General features: G+C 66.5%; 20 protein-coding genes. 8 read left to right on the top strand and 12 right to left on the bottom strand.

Annotated features, from left to right (window positions below):
• Window positions 1–52 precede the first annotated feature (52 nt).
• From ASG77_RS10450 to ASG77_RS10430, 5 genes are all read right to left on the bottom strand, one after another.
• A complete protein-coding gene (locus ASG77_RS10450; RefSeq protein ID WP_056344814.1) occupies window positions 53–1,924 on the bottom strand; it encodes a glycoside hydrolase family 3 protein in 1,872 nt (623 codons plus the stop codon).
• A gap of 35 nt (window positions 1,925–1,959) precedes the next feature.
• The gene (locus tag ASG77_RS10445; protein WP_235564439.1) at window positions 1,960–2,913 is read right to left on the bottom strand and encodes a carbohydrate ABC transporter permease; all 954 of its coding nucleotides are present in this window, start codon (window positions 2,911–2,913) and stop codon (window positions 1,960–1,962) included.
• A 5-nt stretch (window positions 2,914–2,918) separates the two neighbouring features.
• The gene (locus tag ASG77_RS10440; protein ID WP_056345215.1) at window positions 2,919–3,848 is read right to left on the bottom strand and encodes a carbohydrate ABC transporter permease; all 930 of its coding nucleotides are present in this window, start codon (window positions 3,846–3,848) and stop codon (window positions 2,919–2,921) included.
• 23 nt (window positions 3,849–3,871) lie between these two features.
• Window positions 3,872–5,146 carry a sugar ABC transporter substrate-binding protein gene (locus ASG77_RS10435; RefSeq protein ID WP_056344811.1) on the bottom strand — a complete coding sequence of 425 codons (1,275 nt, stop codon included), beginning with the start codon at window positions 5,144–5,146 and terminating at the stop codon, window positions 3,872–3,874.
• Between the two features lie 316 nt (window positions 5,147–5,462).
• The gene (locus ASG77_RS10430; RefSeq protein WP_056344808.1) at window positions 5,463–6,599 is read right to left on the bottom strand and encodes a LacI family DNA-binding transcriptional regulator; all 1,137 of its coding nucleotides are present in this window, start codon (window positions 6,597–6,599) and stop codon (window positions 5,463–5,465) included.
• Between the two features lie 211 nt (window positions 6,600–6,810).
• On the opposite strand from ASG77_RS10430, the gene menD reads away from it, so the two are divergent.
• On the top strand, window positions 6,811–8,574 hold the full coding sequence (gene menD, locus ASG77_RS10425) for a 2-succinyl-5-enolpyruvyl-6-hydroxy-3-cyclohexene-1-carboxylic-acid synthase (protein WP_082575940.1): 1,764 nt from the start codon (window positions 6,811–6,813) through the stop codon (window positions 8,572–8,574).
• 159 nt (window positions 8,575–8,733) lie between these two features.
• Here the strand turns inward: menD and ASG77_RS10420 are convergent, their stop codons facing one another.
• The 5 genes from ASG77_RS10420 to ASG77_RS10400 form a co-directional block, all read right to left on the bottom strand.
• Window positions 8,734–9,534, bottom strand: coding sequence for an amino acid ABC transporter ATP-binding protein (locus ASG77_RS10420; protein WP_327019615.1), 801 nt, complete (start codon window positions 9,532–9,534; stop codon window positions 8,734–8,736).
• An 8-nt stretch (window positions 9,535–9,542) separates the two neighbouring features.
• Window positions 9,543–10,334, bottom strand: a complete 792-nt coding sequence (locus ASG77_RS10415) for an amino acid ABC transporter permease (RefSeq protein WP_056344805.1) — start codon at window positions 10,332–10,334, stop codon at window positions 9,543–9,545.
• 72 nt (window positions 10,335–10,406) lie between these two features.
• Window positions 10,407–11,213: an ABC transporter substrate-binding protein gene (locus ASG77_RS10410; RefSeq protein WP_056344803.1), complete on the bottom strand. Its 807-nt coding sequence runs from the start codon at window positions 11,211–11,213 to the stop codon at window positions 10,407–10,409.
• A 249-nt stretch (window positions 11,214–11,462) separates the two neighbouring features.
• A complete protein-coding gene (locus ASG77_RS10405) occupies window positions 11,463–12,809 on the bottom strand; it encodes an isochorismate synthase (protein ID WP_056344800.1) in 1,347 nt (448 codons plus the stop codon).
• A 129-nt stretch (window positions 12,810–12,938) separates the two neighbouring features.
• On the bottom strand, window positions 12,939–13,652 hold the full coding sequence (locus ASG77_RS10400) for a GntR family transcriptional regulator (protein WP_056344797.1): 714 nt from the start codon (window positions 13,650–13,652) through the stop codon (window positions 12,939–12,941).
• A 200-nt stretch (window positions 13,653–13,852) separates the two neighbouring features.
• On the opposite strand from ASG77_RS10400, the gene ASG77_RS10395 reads away from it, so the two are divergent.
• From ASG77_RS10395 to ASG77_RS10370, 6 genes are all read left to right on the top strand, one after another.
• A complete protein-coding gene (locus ASG77_RS10395) occupies window positions 13,853–15,226 on the top strand; it encodes an MFS transporter (protein ID WP_056344794.1) in 1,374 nt (457 codons plus the stop codon).
• Window positions 15,223–16,239 carry an L-idonate 5-dehydrogenase gene (locus tag ASG77_RS10390; RefSeq protein ID WP_056344792.1) on the top strand — a complete coding sequence of 339 codons (1,017 nt, stop codon included), beginning with the start codon at window positions 15,223–15,225 and terminating at the stop codon, window positions 16,237–16,239. The genes ASG77_RS10395 and ASG77_RS10390 overlap by 4 nt, the downstream gene beginning before the upstream one ends.
• Window positions 16,240–16,251: 12 nt before the next feature.
• The gene (locus ASG77_RS10385) at window positions 16,252–17,028 is read left to right on the top strand and encodes a demethylmenaquinone methyltransferase (protein WP_235564438.1); all 777 of its coding nucleotides are present in this window, start codon (window positions 16,252–16,254) and stop codon (window positions 17,026–17,028) included.
• Window positions 17,029–17,031: 3 nt separating this feature from the next.
• On the top strand, window positions 17,032–18,363 hold the full coding sequence (locus tag ASG77_RS10380; RefSeq protein ID WP_056344788.1) for a geranylgeranyl reductase family protein: 1,332 nt from the start codon (window positions 17,032–17,034) through the stop codon (window positions 18,361–18,363).
• On the top strand, window positions 18,360–19,460 hold the full coding sequence (locus ASG77_RS10375) for a polyprenyl synthetase family protein (protein ID WP_056344784.1): 1,101 nt from the start codon (window positions 18,360–18,362) through the stop codon (window positions 19,458–19,460). Before ASG77_RS10380 ends, ASG77_RS10375 begins: the two co-directional genes overlap by 4 nt.
• A 410-nt stretch (window positions 19,461–19,870) precedes the next feature.
• Window positions 19,871–20,710: a type IV toxin-antitoxin system AbiEi family antitoxin domain-containing protein gene (locus ASG77_RS10370; RefSeq protein ID WP_056344782.1), complete on the top strand. Its 840-nt coding sequence runs from the start codon at window positions 19,871–19,873 to the stop codon at window positions 20,708–20,710.
• 113 nt (window positions 20,711–20,823) lie between these two features.
• Here the strand turns inward: ASG77_RS10370 and ASG77_RS10365 are convergent, their stop codons facing one another.
• Together ASG77_RS10365 and ASG77_RS10360 are read right to left on the bottom strand one after the other, a co-directional pair.
• On the bottom strand, window positions 20,824–21,252 hold the full coding sequence (locus ASG77_RS10365) for a hypothetical protein (RefSeq protein WP_056344779.1): 429 nt from the start codon (window positions 21,250–21,252) through the stop codon (window positions 20,824–20,826).
• A gap of 13 nt (window positions 21,253–21,265) precedes the next feature.
• On the bottom strand, window positions 21,266–21,979 hold the full coding sequence (locus tag ASG77_RS10360; protein WP_056345203.1) for a trimeric intracellular cation channel family protein: 714 nt from the start codon (window positions 21,977–21,979) through the stop codon (window positions 21,266–21,268).
• A 61-nt stretch (window positions 21,980–22,040) separates the two neighbouring features.
• On the opposite strand from ASG77_RS10360, the gene ASG77_RS10355 reads away from it, so the two are divergent.
• Window positions 22,041–22,772 carry a sirohydrochlorin chelatase gene (locus tag ASG77_RS10355; protein WP_056345198.1) on the top strand — a complete coding sequence of 244 codons (732 nt, stop codon included), beginning with the start codon at window positions 22,041–22,043 and terminating at the stop codon, window positions 22,770–22,772.
• Window positions 22,773–22,865: the final 93 nt, after the last annotated feature.

Genomic DNA, 22,865 nt, shown 5'->3' with positions numbered 1-22,865 from the left:
TGAGAGAGCGTTTGGGTTTAAGGCACATTAAGTGAGAGAGCGTCCTAGTCGATCAGGCCGGCTCCGGCAGGCGCAGGCCATGCCCGTACTGGAAAAGGGGATCGGCGGTGTCGCCGGGGACGTCCGGCCGGGACGCCCGCACGGCATCCATCGACCGCGGGATCTCAAACGGCAGGCGTCCTTCGGGCCCAATGCGCCCGAACAGCGCGTCCAGGAGCGCCGTGTCCGAAACACCGAACGTGCCTACCACGGCGGACGCGATGCCGGCTAGGGGCGTGAGGATCGCCGGCCGGTCCAGCCGCACGTCAATGACCAGCGGAACCTTCTCCGCCAGGGCGCGCAGCCGCGACACGAGCCCGGGCGGGAAATCCAGGCTCCCCGCATGGAAGTGTTCCTCAAGGAAGAGGTCGTTGCGGTGGTCCCAGGGCGAGTGCAGCCGGATAATCGCAACATCCGCCTGCTCAGGGTCCGGCACCGCAGTGCCGAAACCGTCGAGGCTCAGCGGGTCCACGCCCTCGAGATAAACGGCAGGTGAGCCGGAAAGCGGAAGGCAGGGCCCGACGTCGGACGTTCCGTTGGTGAGCACGGTGACAGACCGGGACTGGGCGCGGTGTCCTTCGCGCCGGAATTCGGCGTTCCCCACGATGCTGGCCGCGGCGTCCTCATCCACGAACGGGTTGTCGAACAGGCCCAGCTGGAACTTCACCAGGAGCAGCCGGCGCGCGGATTCGTCGAGGCGTTCCTCGCTGACCAGCCCGTCCCGGACCAGGCCGATGAGCAGGTCGGTGCATTCCTCGCCGCCGAACTGGTCCACGCCGGCGTTGAGGATCTTCAGCATGCGTTCGGGCGCGGTGAGCTGTTCAACGCCCCACGCCCGGGCCGGCAGGACCTGGTCGCCCACGATGTTGTCGTTGACCAGTTCCCAGTCGCTGAGGACCACACCGTCGTAGCCGAGCTTGTCGCGGAGCAGGTTGGTGATGACCTGCCGGTTGTAGCCGAAGCCGACCTCCTCGACGGGTTCGCCGTCGAGTTCCACGCCCACGGGCATGCCGTAATAGGGCATGATGGCGCTGGTCTTTTCCGCGATCGCGGCCCGGAACGGGGCCAGGTGTTCGTCGAAGCGGCCGCCGGGGTAGACCTGTTCGCGGCCGTACGGGAAGTGCGCGTCCTCGCCGTCGCGCTGCGGACCGCCGCCGGGGAAGTGCTTGGTGGTGCAGGCAACGCTGTCCGGACCCAGCTCGTCGCCCTGGAACCCCTGAAGGTACTCCACCACGTACTTCGAGCTGAGCTCCGAGTCCTGCCCGAAGGTTCCCGCCTGCCGGCACCAGCGCGGTTCTGTGGCGAGGTCAACCGTGGGGTGCAGGGCCGCCCGGATCCCGACGGCGGTGTACTCCTGCCGCGCGATCCGGGCGAAGCTGCGGATCAGGTCGGCGCTGCCCACTGCGGCGAGGCCGATCGGCTCGGGCCACTGGGAAAAGTGGGCCGCCGTGAACGAGACGCCGGAGTTTTCGATGAACGCATGCCGCGGGTCCGTGGAGATGGTCACGGGTATGCCGTGCGGGGTCTGCGCGGCGAGCTCCTGCAGGGCGTTGCTCCAGCGGGCGGCTTCCCGGGCGGGGCCGAGGGCATGCACGTTGAAGTGGTTCATGAACTTGGTGAGGATCACCGTGCTGGTGGGCGACTTGCTGATGTTGCCCGGTTGCTCGAGCAGGGATCCGTCCGGGCCGGTTTCGATGACCGTGTGGAACATCAGCCCGGCTTTTTCCTCGAGGCTGAGGCGGCCCACCAGGTCTGCAGCGCGTTCCTGCGGACTGAGGTCCGGGTTTTCGAAGGGATCCATGATCCCGTTGCCGTTGAGGTCCCGGAACGCTTTTCCGTCGGCGACGGACGTCCCGGGGCGTGCGTGATTCTGGGTTTGTGTCATGGGGCTCTCTTGGGGAGGTTGGGGCAGGGGAGCTGCTATTTGATGCCGGTGGCCGCAACGCCCTGGATGAAGTAGCGCTGGAGGGCCACGAAGAGCAGGAGGATCGGCGTGATCACCAGCACGGAACCGGCCAGGAGCAGGCCATATTCCGTGGCGTTCTGGCCCGTGGAGTAGAGGGACAGGGCCACGGGAAGGGTATACATTTCCTCGGTCTGTGCCACCACCAGCGGCCACAGGAAGTTGTTCCAGGACCCGAGGAAAGTCAAAATGCCGAGCGTGGCCAGGGGCGGCCCGCACAGCGGCATCACAATCCGCAGGAAGGTCCGCAGCTCGCCGGCGCCGTCGATCCGGGCCGCCTCAATGAGCGAATCCGGGATCCCGGCGATGAACTGCCGCATGAGGAACACCCCCATTGGCGCGGCGAGGAACGGCAGGATCAGGGCCGGGTAGGTGCTGACCATTCCGAGTTTGCTGATCAGGACGAACAGAGGCACGAACGTCACCACGCCCGGGACCATCAGCATGACCATGACCAGCAGGAACAGGAAGCGCTTGCCGGGGAAATCCATCTTGGCCAGGGCATAGCCCACCATCGAGCAGAACAGCAGGTTGCCGAGCACCGTGAATACGGCCACCACAATGCTGTTCAGGTAGAACGTGCCGATGTTCAGTTCGGTGAACCAGAGCACGAAGTTTTCCAGCGTGGGCTGTTCAGGCCACCAGGTGATGGGCCGGCGGAGCAGCTCACCTTGGGTCTTGAACGCGCCGAGCAGCATCCAGACAAAGGGCAGGAGGGTCGCAGTGACGGCGACGGTGAGGACGCCGTAGATCAGTGCCCGGCGTGCGGGCAGCCGGGACTTACGACGGCGGCGGGCCGGGACGGGCGGTGACGCCGGCACCCGGGTGCCTCCCGCCGTCGTGCGTTCCGCTTGTGTGCGTTCCGTCAGCACCTTTTCCATGGGGGTGGGTGCGGTTTCCGGGATCGTCATGGGCCTCAGTCCTTGGATCGCAGGGCACGGAATTGGATGAGGCTCAACAGCGCGATGGCTACGAAAAGCACATAGCTGGCGGCCGACGCGAGCCCGTATTTGCCGAACCCGAACTGGTTAAAGGTGAAGTAGCTGACCGACAGGGTGGAGTCCAGCGGGCCGCCCTTGGTCATCACAAACGGCTCCTCGAAGACCTGGAGGAACCCTACGGACAGCAGGACCGTGCCCAGGAGGAGGGTGGGACGCAGCATCGGGAGCGTGATCTTCATGAACCGCTGCCAGGGACTGGCGCCGTCCACCTCGGCCGCCTCGAGGATGTCCGACGGGACGCCCTGGAGCCCGGCCAGGAAGATGATCATCAGCGTGCCCAGGTTGCGCCAGACGGCCATCAGGATCAGCGACGGCATGGACCAGGCGGTGCTGTTGAGCCAGTCCGGTCCAGCGATGCCCACCCAGCTGAGGATGATGTTCAGCAGGCCGTCGGGCTGGAGGATGAATCGCCACACCACGGCCACGGCGATGATGCTGGTGACCACGGGGGTGTAGAAGCCAACGCGGAAGGCCGTGCGGAAGCGGGTGATGCCGTTGTTCAGGGCCACCGCCAGGGCGAGGGCCAGGACCATGGTGAGGGGGATGCCGACCAGCACGAAGTAGGCCGTGTTCAGGATGGAATGCACGAACTGCGGATTCTTGAACAGGGCGATGTACTGGTCAAGCCCCACGAATCCCACAGCGAGCGGGTTGTCGATGTCGCGGCTGGTGAAGTCCGTGAAGGACATCAGGAACGATGACACGAGCGGACCCAGCATAAAGATGCCGAAGATGAGGACAAACGGCGCGGCGAACAGCCATGCGGTGATGGCATTCCGGCGCCGGCGCGAGCCCCCGGGCCTGGCCGGAGGCCTGCCGGCACCCCTGGAGGTGCCGGCAGGCATCGTGTTGGTGGTGGCAGCCACTGTTACTTCCCGGTGCCGATCGAATCTGCGGCCTGCTGCAGCGACTTCAGGGCCTCGGCGGGATCCTTGCCGGCCTTGACGATCTGTTCGATTTCGCTGTCCGCGGCTGCGGCAACCTGGGTCCAGGTGGTTACGGCCGGCGGGTTGTTGGTGGACTTGAGCTGGTCTCCGAAGACAGAGAGCTTGCTGTCGCCGGCCAGCGACGGGTCCTTCCAGGCACTCTGCTGCGAGGGCAGGTCACCGGTGGCCTCGTACCACTTGAGCTGAACCTCCGGCTTGGACAGCCACTGGAGGAGCTTCCACGACGAATCGCGGTTCTCGGACTTCTTGAAGACCACCATGTTTGAACCGCCGACGAAGGACGTTGAGGTCTTTTCCTTGGGCATCGGGGCGACCTTGTACTTGTCCTCAAAGCCTGCGCCGCCGGCCTTGTTGAGCAGGCCGACGTGCCACGGGCCGCTGATCATCATGGGGGCGGAACCGTCCACGAAGGAAGCTTCGGCAGTGGTGCCGGTGGACACGGCCTTGGATGCGAGCCCGTCAGCGAAGAAGCTGGCGTAGTACTTCAGCGCCTCTGCCGCTTCCGGGGTGTCGAGGGTCCACTTGGTGCCGTCGTCGTTCATCAGTTTCGCGCCGTTGGACCACTGGAAGGGGAGGGTGTCCAGGTAGGAGCCGGCGACGCCGGCGGGCAGCTGGACTCCGTACTTTGCCCCGGCCTTCTCCTGGAGACCCTTGGCCAGGGCTTTGAAGTCGTCCCAGGTTTCGGGTGCCTTGGTGATTCCGGCCTTTTCCGCCAGGTCGCTGCGGTAGTAGACCACGCGGGTGTCGACGTACCAGGGCACGCCGTAGGTGGTTCCCTCCACCTCGGTGGACTTCACCGAACCGGGGAAGAAGTCGCCGGACTCGATCTCCTTGGGTGTGGGGTCGAAGGATTTGGCGAAGTCGCCCATCCAGGTGGTGCCCATCTGGGCCACATCCGGGGTGGTGCCGCCGGCGATGGCGGTCTGGTACTTGCTCAGGGCCGCGTCCCAGGGGATGGCCGTGACGTTGACTTTGACGCCCGGGTTCTCGGCTTCGAATTCCTTCAGCAGCGCGGGCAGCGCCTCGCCTTCGGCGCCCTGCGCCCACAGGGTGATGGTGCCCGACGCCGGCCCGGAGGCAATGGCTTCGGCAGGGGACGATGCGGTGGGGCTGGCGGAGTCCCGCCCGCAGGCTGTGAGCAGGAGTACGGCTGCGATGCCGACGGCTGCTGCCTTCTTCGCATTCGGATGGATCATCATTGTTCCTTTCGTGGTTCCGCGGGCCGGCAGGTGGCACGGCGCGGAGGGAGCAGGAGAGGTGGAGCCATCCCGCCAGGAGATATCTAAGCGCTTTGATTCTTTACGTAAGATCAATCTAAGCGCATTGAATGTGATCTTGGCAACAGCTGGCGCTAAGTTTTTTGAACCACCGGGCGCGAACGGACAGTTGTGGCCCCGACGTCCCTGCGCCGGCCCTGCTGGTGACGTCCGCGCCCGCAGGTGCCCCCGGGCCGCCGTCGTACGTTACTTCCGGACCGCTGCCCCGCGATCCCGGCGCGCGATGCTCCTATGCCTAGGCCGGCGTGCAGCCGCAGCTTTCGCGCAGCAGGACGCTGACGGGGAGGCGGAGCTCCACCGGAGGCTTGTCGGGGTGATCCAGCCGGTCCAGGAGCAGCTCCACCATGGTCCGCCCCATCCGTTCCATGGGCTGGCGGACTGTGGTCAGCGACGGCCGGATGACGCGTCCCGCGGCGATGCCGTCGAACCCGGTGACGGCCACCTGCTTCGGCACCGCAACCCCGGCCTCGGCCAGCACATCCATGACCACCAGTGCGTCCTGGTCGGTGGCGCACACAAACGCCTGTGGCAGGACGCCCTGCTGGCAGATGGTCCGGACGATTTCCGCAACCGCGGGCTCGCTGCCTGCTGGATACTGGGGCTCGTGCCGAAGGCCCGCACCGGCGTCGGTGAGGGCGCCGCGGAAGGCCTCGAGCCGTTCATCGTTGTCGGATGACGGCATGGCGCCGATGAACAGCAGTTCGGTGAGTCCGTGCGCGTTGATCAGGTGTTCGGTGATCGCCCGTGCACCGGAAGCATTGTCAACGGTCACGTGGTCCACGCTGCGGTTGCGCTGGCTCTCGGAAACCTCCACCACGGGGATGCGGCGGGATATGCGCGCCAGGGCTTCGACCGGCACCGAACGCGGGAACACGGCCAGCCCGTCAACCCTCCCGGCAATATCGGACAGCACGGCCTCGTTGTTCGCCGGGTTGCCGCCGCCAACCAGCAGTGCCTGCCCTCGGCGCCAGCATTCCAGTTCAACACCGCGCTGGACCTCGTCCACGTACAGGGGGAACAGCCGGAGGTTCCCGTCTTCGCGGTCACCCGGTGCGTCCACATCCTGCGACAGTCCGCCGGGTCCGCCGGTTCCGCCGGGTCCGCCGGTTCCGCCCGGTCCGCCCGGTCCGCCCGGTCCGCCCGAAGGGTCCAGCAGGTAGTCAAAGGCAAACAGGCCCAAAGCCCCGGTCCTGCCCCGCGCCAGGCCCCGGGCGCTCGCGCTGGGCACATAGCCGAGCTCGTCGGCGGCCGCCAGCACCAGTTCGCGGGTCGAGGCCTTGACCTTTTCCGGCTGCCGGAACGTGAACGAGACGGTTGCTATGGAGACGCCGGCGCGTTCCGCGACGTGGTAAACAGTGGGACCCTTTGCCATGTGAATACTCCTTCTGGTCCGAGTCTATGCGCTTAGTACGGGTGCGGGGGGAGTTCCGGCCCGGCTCTCCTTCCAGGACGCTCTCTCACTTCCTGCAGGTTTTTGGCCAACGCTCTATCAGTACGTGTCCGCCGCCGGGCGTCGAGTGAGAGAGCGTTCGGGTTTAAGCGACAGGAAGTGAGAGAGCGTTTCAGGGTGGCAGACTGGTTCGGTGACTTCGCCGAATGACTCCGCCTTCCATCCCGCATCCGACGACGGCGCCTCCCCACCCCCGGCCGCACCCGTCCTGACCTCGCTCGAGGCGGCGCGGATCGCCGTCGACGCCCTGATCGACGGCGGCGTCCAGCACGTGGTGGTCTCGCCCGGATCGCGTTCCGCCCCGATGGCCTACGCCCTGGCCGAGGCCGAAGCGGCCGGCCGCGTGGACCTCCTGGTCCGCATCGACGAACGTTCCGCCGGCTTCACGGCCCTTGGCCTCGCCCTGTCCACCGGCTCCCCGGCGGCCGTCCTCACCACCTCAGGCACCGCCGTCGGGAATCTTATGCCCGCAGTAATGGAGGCCAACCACGCCGCCGTTCCGCTGGTGGTGGTGTCAGCTGACCGGCCCCAAGAGCTGCAGGGGACCGGCGCCAACCAGACCACCATCCAGCTGGACCTGTTCGGTGAGCACGTGCGCTTCGCCGCCGACGTCCCGGCCGGCAGCAACCCGGTGCGCGCAGTGGAAACGGCGCTGGCCGCGGCCACCGGAGCGTTTTCCGACCTCGCACCCGGGCCCGTCCAGCTGAACCTGGCGTTCCGCGACCCGCTGGTTCCCGCTCCGGGGGAGGGGCTTCCGACGGCGGCCGGGCACTCCCGGTTCCGGATCGGCACCGACCCGCTCACCATGACACTGCCGCCCGCCCCTGCCTCCCTGGAGGAACGGCGCACCGTGGTGCTGGCAGGGCACGACGCCGGGCCTGTCGCCGAGGCGTTTGCCCGCGCCCACGGCCTGCCGCTGCTTGCGGAGCCGTCCTCAAACGCCCGCTTCGGCCCCAACGCCGTGGGCCCGTACCGGCTGCTGCTGGAACACTTCGGACCGTCCGCGGCACAGCCCATCGAACGGGTGGTGATGTTCGGCCGGCCCACGTTATCCCGCCCGGTTGCTGCGTTGCTGGAGCGGGCCGACGTGCCATCCGCGCTGTACCAGCCGGTTCCCGTGGCCTGGTACCAGCCGGGCCGGCGCACGGAACTTCCGCTGGAGAACCTGGCCGACCTCGCCGACTTCGCCGGCCGCGGCCCGTCCGACTGGCTGGATACCTGGCTGCTGGCCGGTGCCGCCGCGCAGCACGCGCTCGACGGCGTCCTGGCCGCCGAGCCCGCCGCCACCGGACCGTCCGTGGGCGGCCAGGTCTGGCAGCACGCCCGCGGCCAGTTGATGCTGGGATCCTCCAACGGCATCCGCGATGTTGACCTGGCCGGCCTTCCCGCCGCCGAGCCGGCGGCCACGGTGTACGCCAACCGCGGCCTCGCCGGGATCGACGGCACCATCTCCACTGCCACCGGGATTGCCCTCGGCGGCCGCCAGGACACCACGCTGCTGCTGGGTGACGTCACCTTCCTGCACGACGCCGGGGGGCTGCTCCTGGGCGCCGGCGAACCCGAACCCGGGCTCCGGATCGTGGTGCTGAACGACGCCGGCGGGGCCATCTTTGATCTGCTGGAGCACGGGGCTGTGCGTGAATCCGGACGCTACACGGACGCCGTCGAGCGGCTCTTCGGCACCCCCCACACCGTGGACATTGCGGCACTTGCCGCAGCGTACGGCGTCGGGCACTGCTCGGTAAGTACGACGGCGGGACTCGCCGAGGCGCTCGCCGCACCGCTGAAGGGGCGCAGCATCATCGAAGTCCGCACCGACCGTATTGGCCTTCGCGCCCTCCACGCCCGCATCAAGAAGGCCGTGGCCGCCGCCGTCGGAGGAGTCCTGGCAGGGTAGTTCCCGACGCGGTTGTCCAATGGCGACTCGGATAATCGCTTGTGCAGACCATATTCAGGCGCGCCAGAGAGTGTGCGCGTCGAATACGAACCTGCCGGTGCGTCACAGGCGTGCCCCGGCGTCGTGCGCGTTCTGCGGTTCTCGGCGCGCGGCCCCGGCCTACTCTTCGATCTCGATGTGCGTCGGGTCCAGGACTCGGCGCAGGAACTCCTTGGTGCGGGCCTGGGTGGGTGCGGAAATGACCTGCTCGGCCACGCCTTCCTCCACCACCACGCCGCCATCCATGAACACCACGCGGTCAGCAACCTCGCGGGCGAAGCCCATCTCGTGGGTGACCACCAGCATGGTCATGCCCTCCTTTGCCAGGTTCCGCATGACCGAGAGGACATCGCCGACGGTCTCGGGGTCCAGCGCGGAGGTTGGCTCGTCAAAGAGCATCAGTTCAGGGTCCATGCTCAGCGCCCGGGCGATCGCGACGCGCTGCTGCTGGCCGCCGGAAAGCTGGTCCGGGAAACGGTCGGACAGGTGCCCCAGGCCCACGCGGTCCAGGTTGTGCTGGGCCACCTTGTCGGCCTCTTCCTGGGACCGCTTCAGGACCTTCGTCTGCGCGATGGTGCAGTTCCGCTTGGCGTCCAGGTGCGGGAACAGGTTGAACTGCTGGAACACCATGCCCACCTTGCGGCGCATTTTGTCGATGTCTACGTCCAGGTCCGTGGCCTCGAAGCCGCCCACGTGGATGGTTCCCTTGTTGGGCTGTTCGAGCAGGTTCACGCAGCGCAGCAGGGTGGACTTGCCGGACCCGGACGGGCCGATGAGGCAGACAACCTCGCCGGGCTTCACCTCGAGGCTGATGCCCTTGAGGACCTCGTTGGAGCCGTAGGACTTGCGGAGGTCCTTGATGGAAACTCCGGCGGCGTGGATCCGGGCGTTGGGTGCAGCCGATGACATCTGTTCAGTCATGGTGGCTCCTAGCGATTCGACTTTGCGGTTCGGGATTCAAAGCGGCGAGCCAGGATTCCCAACGGGATGGTGATGATCAGGTAGCAGGCGCCCGCAACGACCAGCGGCGTCAGGCCGGCTCCGGGCTGGGTGATGCCGTCACGGCCGAGCTTGGTCAGCTCGTACTGGGAAACTGCCATGCCCAGCACGTAGACAAGTGAGGAATCCTTGGTGAGCAGGATAATTTCGTTGGTCAGCGGCGGCAGCACGATCTTGAAGGCCTGGGGAATCACAATGGAAACCATTGCGCGCCATTGCGGCATTCCCAGCGACCGGGCCGCCTCAAGCTGCCCCTTCGGCACGGCCTGCAGGCCTGCGCGCAGGGTCTCGGCGATGTAAGCGGCGGCCACCATCCCCAAGGCCAGCATCACCGTGACATAGATGTCGAAGCGGATGCCGAAAGCAGTGGGAATGCCATAGCCGAAAGCGATGAAGACCAGCAGGGCAGGCACGCCGCGGAAGAACTCGATGTAAATCGTTGCGAGCCAGCGGTAGGGGCCCACCGGGGACAGCTTCATCAGGGCCAGGAGCAGGCCGCCCGAAACACCGACTACAAAGCTGAGGGCCGTGTAGATCACGGTGTTTTTGAGCGCAACGGTGATGATCGTGGGGAATTGATTCACGGCCGCATTGACGTTGAGGAATGCGCTGGAAATCTTGCTCCAGTCGGCCAGCAGCACAAACGCCAGAAACGCCGCGATCAATATGCCGTACTGGATGGATCTGCTGACGCGCGTACGTTGACGAACTGTCATTGCCATGGGGGTTACCGCCCTGTTGAACGCATCAGGTGGCCCGGCTCTTGGCCGGGCCACCTGAATGGGTGAAATGGTTTACTTGACTGCTTCGCCGAACCAGGTGGACTTCAGCTTGGTGATGGTGCCGTCGTCGGTCAGGCGCTTCAGCGTGCCGTTGACGGCGTCCGCCATGGCCTTGTTGTCCTTCTTGACTGCCACACCGAGCTGTTCGCCGGTCTTGTAGGTCTCGGCGAACACCAGCGAGTCGTCTCCCTTGGCGGCATAGCCCAGCACTGACTGGTTGCCGATTGCCGCGTCGACGCCGCCGGTCTTGATGGCCTGGACAAGCAGACCGGTGTTCTCGTACTGGACGGTCTCCAGGCCCTTGGATGTCGCATAGTCTTCGCCGGTGGTCCCCTGCTGGACGCCCACCTTCTTGCCCTTGAGGCTGTCGATATTCTTCAGGCCTGAGGCCTTGGTGGCCAGGAGGGACAGATCGTCATCCAGGTACGGAGTGGAAAAGTCCATAACCGTCTTGCGGTCGTCCGTGATGGAGATGCTGGACACGGCGATGTCGCACTGGGCGGTGTTGAGTGCCTGGCCGGACTGGATGCCTTCAAAGCCGACTGTCAGGACGTTGGGCTCAACCTTGAGATCCTTGGCGATCTCGGCCACCAGATCCATGTCGAAGCCCACGTTCTTGCCGTCCTTGACGAATTCGAAGGGCTCGTACGGAATGTCCGAGCAGACGGTCAGCTTGCCTGACTCCAACAGCGCGACGCCGCCCGGGGACGCTGCGGGCGTTGAGCTCCCGCCGCAGGCCGTAAGGGAAAGGGCGCCGACGGCGAGGATTGCGGCTGCCTTGGCGGCCAGCTTTGCCGAGGCGAGGGACTTGAGCTGCATGGTTCTTTACCTTTTGTTGCAGGAGTATGCGGTACTAAATCGGTTCATAGTGTAGCGCCGAATGAGAGATGTGCATCACATGAAACTTAGTTTTACTATTGGATAACTAAATCACAGCATAAATCAAGACCTGGGAAGCCACCCGTGTCTGGAATTTCGGACACCCCGCCAATCTAGCTCGCATTTAACGTCGTGAAAACGCGGTCTCGGGACGTTAACTGCCAGTCAGGTGGGTGGGGAATGGTGACCCTAGTTGGAAATCCCCAGTGACTCCAGCATCGGCCGGAACTTCGCCCACGTCTCCGCAAGCTCAGCCTCAGGCTGGGAGCCATCCACTATGCCGCAACCGGCATATAACCGCACGGTATGCGGATCCTCGATCACGGCGCCACGCAGCGCGATGCCCCACTCGCCATTCCCGGCAGCGTCGAGCCAGCCCACCGGCCCCGCATACGGGCCGCGGTCCAGGTGCTCAAGCTTGCGGATCAGGGCGCCGGCCACCAGTGTGGGCGTGCCGCAGACCGCGGCTGTGGGGTGCAGTGCGTTGATCAGTGCGAGGCACGTGGGCACGTGGCCCTCCACCTCGGCGAGCTCCGCCTTTACGTCCGACGCCAGGTGCCACACGTTCGGCAGCTCCAAAATGAAGGGTTCGTCGTGTGCGTTCATGGCCTCGGAAAACGGTGCCAGCTGCGACGTCAGCGACTGGATCGCGATCTCGTGCTCATGCCTCTGCTTCTCGGACCCGGCCAGCACCCGTTCGGCATAGTCCATCGGTATCCCGGCCTCGCCGTGCGCGTCGCGGCGGTCCAGCGTCCCGGCCAGCACGCGCGCCTGGGCGGTGCGGCCCTCCACCTGGATCAGCATCTCCGGGGTGGCGCCCACCAGCCCGTCCACGCCATACGTCCAGCATTCGCGGTACCGCACGGCCAGCTCACGCAGCACCTGCGCGGCGTTCACGCCCGACGGCACCGTGGCCACAATGTCCCGTGCCAGCACTAATTTCTCCAACGCGCCGGTCCGGATCTCCGCCACACCAGCGGCGACGGCGGCCATCCAGTCTTCTTCACTGAGCGAGCCGGTGTGCAGTGTGGCCCCGTCGGCGGAAGGCAAAGGACGTACGACGGCGCCGGCCTCACCACCGGCGGGTACGTCGCCGGGGGTGCTGCCACCGCTCAGCCACCCAGCAAGTGCGGTGAGTGCACCCGCCTCGGTGAGTTCGCCGTCGTCGAACGTCATTTGGGTGAGCCAGTACTGGCCGTCCCGGACGCCCACCACGATCTCCGGCACAATCAGCCGCGATACGTGGGTGGACTTCTTGGAGAATGCGAAGGAGCCGAAAGCCACCGGGCCGGTGCCGGGCAGCTCCACGGAGTCGCTGATGTCCGCTTCGAGGACCAGGTGGCGCCACCAGATGTCGGCCTCGAGGAAGCGCTCAGGGCCGGTGGCCGTGAAGCGGGCGATCTCGCCGAAGCCCACCAGGCCGGCTTCGCGGCGGGTCCAGCAAAGGACGTCGTCCCGGACCAGGAACTGCGGCAGTCCGCCGGCAGATGCGTTGCCATCCAGGGGGACTGTGAGGGTGCGGAACGTGCTCGTCATGATGAGACAACATTACTCCCGCGTATGCGTGCGGCCGCGTTGGGCCGTGCCGGTCGCCTTGGGGGAGGGGCAGGGATGCTCGGGGAGCGGCAGAGATGCGCTGGGAAGCGCCCGCTGAAGTCCCAGGACTCAGACCCGGGCCGGCCGGCCGGTGCGCCGCTCGGGCCCGGCAGGGGCTGTGAACAGTTCCGGCCGGACTGCACGCATGCTCGCGACGTCGTCAAGGATGAAACGCAGGTGGCTGCGCAGCCCGTCTTCCGCGGCAGAAAGGTCGCCGACGAGGATCGCGTCCAGCATGTGGCGGTGATCGGCGGCGTACTCGGTGATACGGCGGTAGCCGCTGAGCCCCAGATAGCGGGCGCGGTCCAGGTGGCCCTTGGCATTGGAAACGGTGGCCCAGGCTGTTTCGTGGCCGGCGATGGCCAGCAGCGTCCGGTGGAAGTCCTCGTCCAGCGGGTAGAACTCCTCGCGGGTGGTGCAGGCGTCCTGCCGGTCCAGGAGTTCGTAGAGCGCGGCCGCGGCTTCAGGGGTGATGTTGCGGGCACAGTCGGCCAGCGACGCCACTTCAATGGCCTCACGGATGAACTGGGCCTGCGCCACGATGTCCGCGTCCAGGTAGGTCACGTACGTGCCGCTCTGCGGGCGGATCTCCACCAGACCTTCCTGCGCGATGAGCAGCAGGGCCTCGCGGATGGGCTGGCGGCTGGTGCCGAGGTGGTGCGCGAGCTCGTTCTCGGAAAGGAGCGTCCCGGGCGCGTCCTCGCCGGAGATGATCCGCTCGCGGATCTGTGCATACGCCATCATCCGGGCGGAGATGCGCGGGGTGGTGTCGGGGGCGGCCATGCTTCCACAGTAGCTGTGCCGTCAGGCCTCGGGCACAGTCCGCAAGGGTCCAGGAATGGAGCTGCGTCATCTGTTGACACACTTGTATGGCAGTGCTTGAATGGCAGTCGTTGTCCCAATGAAGGGACAAGGAAAGACGTCTGGCCATGCCGCATCATTGAAGCTGTGCATCCGGCCAGGCCCGTAGAACAGAGGGGTTCATGACGGCAACAATCCAGGTAGGCGCCACCCAGCGCTCATCCAAAGACCTGATCAGGACTGCAGTATCCGGCTGGCTCGGAACGGCCATGGAATACATGGACTTCCAGCTCTATTCGCTGGCCGCCGCCATCATTTTCCCCAAAATCTTCTTCCCCAACTTCGACCCCGTAGTGGGCCTGCTGATCGCCTTCATGACCTACGGCGTGGGCTTCCTGGCCCGCCCGGTCGGTGCCTGGTTCTTCGGCCGCATGGGTGACCGGGTGGGCCGCAAGAAGGTCCTGGTCATCACCATCATGATGATGGGCGTGTCCACAATGCTCATCGGCTTCCTGCCCGGCTACGCCCAGATTGGCCTGGCCGCGCCGATCATCCTGGTGTTCCTCCGCCTCGCCCAGGGCTTCGGCGCCGGCGCCGAACTCTCCGGCGCATCGGTCATGCTGGCCGAATACGCCCCGCCCAAGAAGCGCGGCCTGATCGCCTCCTTCGTCTGCCTCGGCACCAACTCCGGCACACTGCTGGCCTCCGGCCTCTGGGTCCTGCTGACGCTCCTGCCCGAAGAAGCACTCATGAGCTGGGGCTGGCGCCTGCCGTTCATCGCCAGCATCGGCATTACCCTGTACGCCCTCTGGATGCGCCGCAACCTGAAGGAAAGCCCCGTTTTCGAGGCCGCCCGTGCGCAGGAAATCGCCGACGCCGCTGCTGCCGCCGCCTTCGCTGCTGAGTCCGGCACCGCCGTCGGGCAGTCCGCCCCGGCCGCCAAGGCCAAGCGCAAGGGCAAGGCGTTCTTCCTGGCGATGGCCCTGCGGATCGGCGAATCCGGCAACTCGGCCATGATCCAGACCTTCCTCATCGGCTACATCGTCACGGGCCTGAGCATGGACAAGAGCGTGGGCACTTTCGCGCTGCTGATCGGCTCGTTCCTCGGCTTCGCCACGGTTCCGCTGGCCGGCTGGCTTTCCGACAAGGTGGGCCGCCGCAGCATGTACCGCGCCCTGTCCGGCTTCCAGATGTGCTTCGCCATCCCGGCCCTGCTGATGATGCAGTCCCGCGATCCGTTCCTGGTCTCGCTCGCCCTGATCATCGGCCTGTCCGTCTCCGTGCTGGGCATGTTCTCGGTCCAGTCCGCCTACGTGAACGAACTCTTCGGCTCCCGCAACCGCTACACCCAGCTGGCTATGGCCAAGGAAATCGGCGGTGTGCTCTCCGGCGGACTGGCCCCGATCATCGCCGCAGGCCTGCTGGCACTGTTCACCAATTCCTGGTGGCCGGTGGCCGGAATGATGGTCCTTTACTCCGCCATCGCTTTTGTGGCCACCTTCTTCGCCCCTGAAACCAAGGGACGCGACCTGACCCTCGTGGAGGATGCAGTTTGAAAGCCGTAGTTGTCCATGCCGCCGGAGACCTGCGTCTCGAGGACCGCCCGGACCCGGCCTGCCCGGCCGGCTCGGTGATCGTCGACGTCGAATACGGCGGGATCTGCGGCTCGGACCTGCACTACGTCAGCCACGGCGCCTCCGGTTTGAGCATCCTGGCCGATCCCATGGTCCTGGGCCACGAGGTCGCCGGCCGGATCTCGCTTCTCGGCGAGGGCGTGAGCGGCTTCGCGGTGGGCGACGCCGTGACCGTCCACCCGGCCGTGTACTGCGGCGACTGCGCCGGCTGCCTGGCGGGTCGCACGAACCTCTGCCCGCAGGTCACATACTACGGCAGCGCCGCGCACCGGCCCCACACGGACGGCGCCTTCGCCTCCCGCAAGGCCGTTCCGGCGGGACAGCTGCGGCGACTGCCCGCCGGCGTCACCACCCGGCAGGCCGCCGTCGCCGAGCCGCTCGCGGTGGCGATCCACGCCGTTGCCCGGGCCGGCAGCCTCACTGGTAAGGACGTTCTGGTCAATGGTGCCGGGCCGATCGGCGCGTTGCTGGTGGCCGCCGCCCGGCGCGCCGGCGCAGCCAGCGTCGTCGCCAGTGATCTGTCCGAGACTTCGCTGGCGATCGCCAAACGGATGGGAGCCGACGACGTCGTGCTGGTGGGTTCCGGCGCGCAGCTTCCCGAGGTGGATGTTGCGTTCGAAGCCTCCGGCGCGGCCCGCGCGCTGGGCGGTGTCCTCGCGGCCGTGCGCCGCGGGGGCACCGTGGTCCAGGTGGGCAACCTGCCGGCCGGTCCCGTGACGGCCGAGCTCGCCGCACTCGTCTTCCGGGAGATCGATTACCGCGGGACCTTCCGCTTCGCGGACGAGCTGGATGACGCCCTCGCGTACCTGGCGGACGGGCTGGATGTGGAGCCGCTGCTGACGCACACGTTCGACGCCGGTGACGTGGCCGAGGCGTTTGTCGTGGCTTCGGACCGGGGGACGGGCTCGTCGAAAGTCCTTCTCAAGTTTGTCTGAGACAATTGCATGGTGAACCGAGCATCCTTGGAAAAGCGTCCGGACGAAGTAGCCACGATGTTTGACGACGTCGCACCTAAGTACGACGTCGTCAACGATGTCCTCTCCATGGGGCAAACCCGCCGCTGGCGCAGGATCGTGGTGGAAGCCATGGATATGAAACGGGGCCAGCGCGTGCTGGACCTGGCCGCGGGAACCGGCACCTCCAGCGAGCCATATGCCGATGCGGGCATAGATGTCATCGCCTGCGATTTCTCCCTCGGCATGCTCAAAGTTGGCAAGCGCCGCCGCCCGGACATCAACTTCGTTGCCGGCGACGCCACCAACCTGCCGTTCGCGGACAACAGCTTCGACGCCAGCACCATTTCGTTCGGGCTGCGCAATGTCCACGAGCCCAAGAAGGCGCTGGCCGAAATGCTGCGCGTCACCAAACCCGGCGGCAAGCTGGTCATCGCCGAGTTCTCCCAGCCCGTGGTTCCGCTGTGGCGCACCATGTACACGGAATACCTCATGCGTGCCCTGCCGGCCATCGCCGTGAAGGTGGCCTCCAACCCGGACGCCTACGTTTACCTCGCCGAGTCCATCCGCGCCTGGCCGGACCAGGACCACCTGGCCGCCTGGCTGCAGGAATCCGGCTGGGAAAAGGTCACGTACCGCAACCTGACCGGCGGGATCGTGGCCGTCCACCGTGCCACCAAGCCGCTGGAATCTACGCCCGAGGGCGCCGCGGAGGCCATCGCCGCACACAAGGGCCCCGTGGCAAAGCTCCGCCGAAACATCCAGCGCTGACCTGTGAATGTTCTGATTGTCGGCGCGGGGCCAGCAGGCTCCACCGCCGCGTATTACCTTGCCAAGGCCGGCATCAGTGTGACCGTCCTGGAGAAAACCAGCTTCCCGCGCGAGAAGGTCTGCGGCGACGGCCTCACCCCGCGGGCGGTCCGCGAAATCCAGAAGCTCGGCCTGCCGCACCCTGAAGCGGACGGCTGGCGCCGGAACAAGGGCCTCCGCCTTATTGCCGGCGGCCGCACTATTGAGCTGCCCTGGCCCGAGGTTTCCGACTTTCCGCAGTACGGCCTCATCCGTACCCGCCTGGGCTTCGACGAGGAACTGGCCCGCCACGCCCAGGCTGCCGGCGCACAAATCCTCGAGCGTCACAGCGTCACCGAAGCCCTGCGGTCTGAAGACGGCCGCGTGACCGGTGTCCGCGCAGCGCTCCTGGACGAGTCCGGACGCAAGACGGGGGAGTCGCGCGACTTCAGCGCCGACGTCGTACTCGCCGCGGACGGCAACTCGACGCGAACCGCCGTGTCGCTGGGGATCCACAAGCGGGACGACCGCCCCCTCGGCGTCGCCGTCCGCACCTACTTCACGTCCCCCCGGCACAACGACGACTGGATGGAAGGCTGGCTGGAGCTCCCCGGCCGCGACGGAAAACTGCTCCCCGGCTACGGCTGGGTGTTCGGCGTCGGCGACGGCACCTCCAACGTGGGCCTCGGCATCCTGAACTCGTCCAGGGAATTCGGCAAGCTCGACTACAAGCAGGTCCTGCGCGAATGGACCGCCGCCATGCCCGCCGAGTGGGGCTTCACCCCGGATAACCAGATGGGTGAAATCCGCGGCGCCGCGCTGCCCATGGGCTTCAACCGCACCCCGCACTACTCGCCCGGCCTCCTGCTCCTGGGCGACGCCGGCGGTATGGTCTCCCCGTTCAACGGCGAGGGCATCTCCTACGCGATGGAATCGGCACGGTTCGCGGCGGAGTTCATCATTGACGCGTCCGCCCGTTCCTCTGCCGCGGGGGCAATGTACGACGCCGATGCGCACCTCGCGGGGTACGCGGACTATGTGCGGGGCCAGTGGGGATCGCATTTCACGCTGGGACGGGCGTTTGCCGCGCTGATCGGAAAGCCCGCCGTCATGAAGCTCGCGCTGCGGACCGGGATGCCCATTCCCATGCTGATGCGCTTTGTGGTGCGGCTGCTCGCAAACCTGACCGACCCGTCCGCGAAGGGCTTCGAGGACCGGGCCATCCGCGTCCTGGAGTCGCTGGTTCCGGCCACATCCAATACACCACCGGCCTCGAATCAGCGGTATCCGCAACAAAAAGTTAGGGTTAACCCGTGACCAACTCCGCAGACCACAGCTGGACGCACGCCGGGCACGGCCTGCCGGACTCCGAACCCAGCCTCAACACCACCGCCATTGCCACGGGACTTCAGCTGCCCGCAGGCTTCGCGGCGATCGCGGAGGACGCCGAGCTGGGCCCCGCCATCACCAACAACCTGGCGCGGGTGGAAAAGAAGCTGCGCGAAGCCATTGCCAACTCGGATCCCCTGGCTGACGCAACGTCGCGTCACCTCGTGGAAGCCGGCGGCAAGCGCATCCGGCCGCTGCTGACCTTGCTGTGTGCCCACCTCGGCGACGCTTCGCTGCCCGCCGTGGTGCAGGCCGCCGTCGTGGTGGAGCTGACCCACCTGGCAACGCTGTACCACGATGACGTGATGGACTCGGCCCCGTTCCGCCGCGGCGCCCCCACGGCCCACGAGGTCTGGGGAAACTCCGTGGCGGTCCTCACCGGCGACCTCATCTTTGCCCGCGCGTCCATCCTGGTGTCCGAACTTGGTTCCCGGGCGCTGGGCATCCAGGCCCGGACCTTCGAGCGGCTGTGCCTGGGCCAGCTGCACGAGACTGTAGGCCCGCGTCCGGACGAGGATCCGGTGGAGCACTACCTGTCCGTCATCGCGGACAAGACCGGTTCCCTGGTGGCCGCCTCCGGCCAGCTCGGTGCCATCTTCGCCGGTGCCGACGAGGCCTACGAGGACCTCCTGGTGGAGTACGGCGAAAAGGTGGGCGTGGCCTTCCAGCTCGCCGACGACGTCATTGATGTCACCGGCGTCAAGGTGAAGTCCGGCAAGTCCCCGGGCACGGATCTCCGCGAGGGTGTGCCCACGCTGCCCGTTCTGTTCCTGCGGCGCGATGCTGCGGCCGGTGACCAGTCCGCCGTCGAACTCTTGAAGCTCATTGACGGGGACCTGACCTCCGACGCTGCCTTGGCCGCAGCCGTGGCCGGGCTGCGCGAGCACCCCGTCACCGCCGAGTCCTGGGTGATTGCCCGCCGCTGGGCCGACGAAGCAATTGCTGCGCTGGCGCCGCTTCCCGAGGGTGTTGTGAAGTCGTCGCTGGCCAACTTTGCCCTGGCTGTGGTGGACCGCGCCAGCTGATTCTCTTGTTTGCAGCGGGGCCGCGGCGGGGTGAACCTGGCCGGGGCCCTGCTGTTTGCTTGGGGATTTCGTTAAATGCAATAGCCCCGGTTCTCAGCAACGTTACCAGTCACACGTTGCGTCGAACCGGGGCTATATCTCCGTTCGCATCAGACCCGCCGGAGGCGTTTAGCGGATCCGTGAACAGTCTATGACAGGTTTGTCACAGGATGCAAGCCTGCTGTTACTGCGTGTGTCACAGGCCTCTCTTCTTCTCTTCGTCTCATTCGTGGGGCACATTGGGGCCTCCGATGGACATTCCGGGCCGCAGAGACGGCGTGTCCGTGTCGAAGTGCCCCACGACGGCGCAGTTGTCCACATGCGGCATCTTGGGTCTGCCCTTTGCTGTTGTCCGAGTGCACGGTGGAACGATGGATATTGTGACTTTTCTCGGCACGCGGGCCGGCGTAACCCGGGCCTCGACGCTCCGCGGGGCCGGATTTTCCCGGACATCCCTCGACAAAGCTTTGGCCGCTGGACGCATTGTGCGGATCCGACGAGGCATCTACAGCATGCCGCGAGAGGCAGGCGTGTTCGGCCTGGCGCTGCAGCACAACGCTCTGCTGACCTGCCTCTCCGCGGCGCCGATCTATGGCCTGTGGACACTTCACGATGCGGACCTCGTGCACCTGAGTCCCGGGCATAAGAAGACTCCAACGGGGATGTTGACCCACGGCCGATGCCTCCACCCGTACCACTCATGGCTGCCGGTGGCCGGCTTGGCCGACGTCCTGATTCATTCGCTGCGTTGCTTGCCGGCAGTGGAATCGTTGGTCATGCTTCAGTGCGCAGCACAGCGGGGCGACATCAGCCTGGAATTCCTGCGGCGAAAGCTCCCCGGAAACCGCAACGCCCGCGCCAGGTCCGTCCTGGACAGCGTGATCCCTAGGGCGGATTCCCTTCTGGAAGTGCTGGCCGATTACCACTTCCGGCGGGCGGGGCTGCATGTCCGCAGACATGTAGAGCTTCCAGGGGTTGGGGAGGTGGACTTTCTTATCGAGGGGTGTGTCGTAGTGGAAACCGACGGCGACACTCATCTCGAGCCCCGGCAAGTAAAAAAGGACCGAAAGCGCAACAACGCCACACTCATCGGTGGTCGTCTTGGCCTTAGGTTCGGCTATGACGACGTTGTCTATCACCCTGAGCGCATGGTGGACCAGGTGTTGGCTGTACTGGAACTGTCGCGGCAGGGGGCTTTCGGTGCGAGGTGAGTCGCGCCGTCGTGGGGCACTTTGGGCGACGAAACCCAGGAAAATGGCTCAGCTCACGGCGTGTCCGTGTCGAAGTGCCCCGTTTACGTGCGCGGGCCGGCCGGGGGAGGAGCCTAGTTTTCTTCTTCGTCGTTGAAGGCCCACTCGAACATGTCGAAGACGAACTCGGAGAACGTGCCTTCTTCGCTCTTCCACTGGCCGCGGGCGTTGTTGCGGCGGTACACGATGGGGTCGGGGATGCCGAGGTCGCCGACGCGGAAGCCCCAGGTGAACTGTTCTTCCTCGTCCTCGAGGAACATCAGGAAGCCTTCGTCATCCACTTCCAGCTCTTCGGGGTCCCAGAAGTAGTGGTACGCCTCCATGATGTCCTCGCAGCCGCCTACTGCCAGGTAAAACTCGCGGAGGACCAGGGGAACCTGGAACTGGTGTTCGGCGAGGGCCGCGTCCAGCTCGTCCGCGGGAAGGCCATCCTCTTCCTGCCATTCGTCCTCGAGGTAGGTCGGAACAAGCGCGCGGAACTTCTCGAGGAACATGTCAGTCATGCTCATATCCTAGCTAACTGCGGCGTGCTCCCGAGCCGCCGCCAGCCCCGGCGCCGGAGCCACCTCCCGAGTCCCCACCCCGCCGGTGCAAGCCATGTACGGCGAGCGGAACATACCAGGACCGCCGCCAGGCAACTACGCGGAACGCGAACACCACGGCCGCCACCGCGCACGCCGTCAGCACGTTGAAGGCCCCTATTACCCAGAGCAGCGCGGTCAAGGCCGCCCCGCTGAAGGCCGGCAGCGCGTAGAGGTCCCGGGGGTCGAAAAGCTGGGGCACCTCGTTGGCGGTGATGTCCCGCAGCAGGCCGCCGCCCACCGCGGTGGTCACGCCGAGCAGCACGGCGGCCACCGGGTTCATCCCCAGGGCCAGGGCCTTCAGCGTTCCGGTGATGCAGAACAGGGCCAGCCCGCCGGCGTCGAACAGCACCAGCAGCGAGGTGTACCGCTGCACGCTGGAGTACAGGAAATACACCAGGACGGTGGCCAGCACCGGGGGCACCAAGTAGGCGGGGTTGGAGAAGGCCGCCGGGGTGGTGTTGAGGATGATGTCGCGGATGACGCCGCCGCCAAGGGAGACCAGGGACGCCAACAGCAGCGAGCCCACCAGGTCGAACTGCTTCCGTGCCGCCAGCAGGGATCCGGAGACGGCGAAGAAGAAGACGCCGGCCAGGTCCAGCCATACCAGGTCGATGTCGAACGGCAATGTGTCGAACGGCAGTGTCATGAGGCGTCCCGGCGGTTTCATGGTGGGCGGACAGGGCGGCTCCAACGTTACGCTAGCCCCTATGAACAACCCGATCATGATCGCCTGTGCCCACGGGACGTCCAGCCCCCAGGGCGCCGCGGAGGTCAACGCCCTGCGCGCAAACGTCGCCGCCCTGCGCCCGGGCCTGGACGTTCGCGAAGCCTACGTGGACGTCCAGCAGCCGGACCTCGTGGATGTGGTGGCGGGACTGCCCGCAGACTCAAGTGCCGTCGTCGTGCCCCTCCTCCTGAGCGTGGGATATCACGTCAAGGTGGACATCGCCCGGGCCGTTAAGAGCCGGCCGGGCAGCCTGGCCGCCGCGCCGCTCGGCCCGGACCCGCGGCTCGCGGCACTGCTGGACCAACGCCTTCGGGAGGCCGGCGTCACGGACCGCGACGCGATCGTCCTCGCTGCCGCGGGATCCTCCAACCCCAACGCCGCGGTCAGCGTGGAAGAGCTCGCCGACCAGCTCAGGGTGCTGCGCCGCAACCGGATTCTGCCCGCCTACGGTGCCTCTGCCCAGCCGTCGGTGCCCGACGCCGTCGCCATCCTCCGACTGGAACTGGCAGGGGGTGCCGGGGCGGGGGAGTCCGCCGGTGCCGTGGACGACGGCGGCCGCGTGGTGATTGCCTCCTACCTCCTCGCGCCGGGGTTCTTCCACGACCAGCTGGCCAAAGCCGGTGCCGATCTCGTGACGGAACCACTGCTGCCGTCGCCGGTGCTCGCCGAGATCGCGCTGGAACGGTTCGACGCCGCCGTCGTACACGGTTAATAGCCGCCCGCCCGGGAACCGCAACCAAGCACAGCAGGCGGGTATCTTCAAGGCTCTCCGGCGGTTCGTGACGAATTGTTTCCCTAGGTGACC

The sequence above is a fragment of the Arthrobacter sp. Soil762 genome, from assembly GCF_001428335.1.
GTDB lineage: Bacteria > Actinomycetota > Actinomycetes > Actinomycetales > Micrococcaceae > Arthrobacter.
Note: the sequence above shows the minus strand (reverse complement) of the source record. Positions and strands in the feature narration are given on the sequence as shown.

Bases quoted from the DNA above. Each gene is read 5' to 3' on its own strand.
- ASG77_RS10450 (WP_056344814.1), bottom strand. From the start codon at position 1,924: ATGACACAAACCCAGAATCACGCACGCCCCGGGACGTCCGTCGCCGAC.
- ASG77_RS10445 (WP_235564439.1), bottom strand. From the start codon at position 2,913: ATGACGATCCCGGAAACCGCACCCACCCCCATGGAAAAGGTGCTGACG.
- ASG77_RS10440 (WP_056345215.1), bottom strand. From the start codon at position 3,848: ATGCCTGCCGGCACCTCCAGGGGTGCCGGCAGGCCTCCGGCCAGGCCC.
- ASG77_RS10435 (WP_056344811.1), bottom strand. From the start codon at position 5,146: ATGATCCATCCGAATGCGAAGAAGGCAGCAGCCGTCGGCATCGCAGCC.
- ASG77_RS10430 (WP_056344808.1), bottom strand. From the start codon at position 6,599: ATGGCAAAGGGTCCCACTGTTTACCACGTCGCGGAACGCGCCGGCGTC.
- ASG77_RS10420 (WP_327019615.1), bottom strand. From the start codon at position 9,534: ATGACTGAACAGATGTCATCGGCTGCACCCAACGCCCGGATCCACGCC.
- ASG77_RS10415 (WP_056344805.1), bottom strand. From the start codon at position 10,334: ATGGCAATGACAGTTCGTCAACGTACGCGCGTCAGCAGATCCATCCAG.
- ASG77_RS10410 (WP_056344803.1), bottom strand. From the start codon at position 11,213: ATGCAGCTCAAGTCCCTCGCCTCGGCAAAGCTGGCCGCCAAGGCAGCC.
- ASG77_RS10405 (WP_056344800.1), bottom strand. From the start codon at position 12,809: ATGACGAGCACGTTCCGCACCCTCACAGTCCCCCTGGATGGCAACGCA.
- ASG77_RS10400 (WP_056344797.1), bottom strand. From the start codon at position 13,652: ATGGCCGCCCCCGACACCACCCCGCGCATCTCCGCCCGGATGATGGCG.
- ASG77_RS10395 (WP_056344794.1), top strand. From the start codon at position 13,853: ATGACGGCAACAATCCAGGTAGGCGCCACCCAGCGCTCATCCAAAGAC.
- ASG77_RS10370 (WP_056344782.1), top strand. From the start codon at position 19,871: ATGGATATTGTGACTTTTCTCGGCACGCGGGCCGGCGTAACCCGGGCC.
- ASG77_RS10365 (WP_056344779.1), bottom strand. From the start codon at position 21,252: ATGACTGACATGTTCCTCGAGAAGTTCCGCGCGCTTGTTCCGACCTAC.
- ASG77_RS10360 (WP_056345203.1), bottom strand. From the start codon at position 21,979: ATGACACTGCCGTTCGACACATTGCCGTTCGACATCGACCTGGTATGG.
- ASG77_RS10355 (WP_056345198.1), top strand. From the start codon at position 22,041: ATGAACAACCCGATCATGATCGCCTGTGCCCACGGGACGTCCAGCCCC.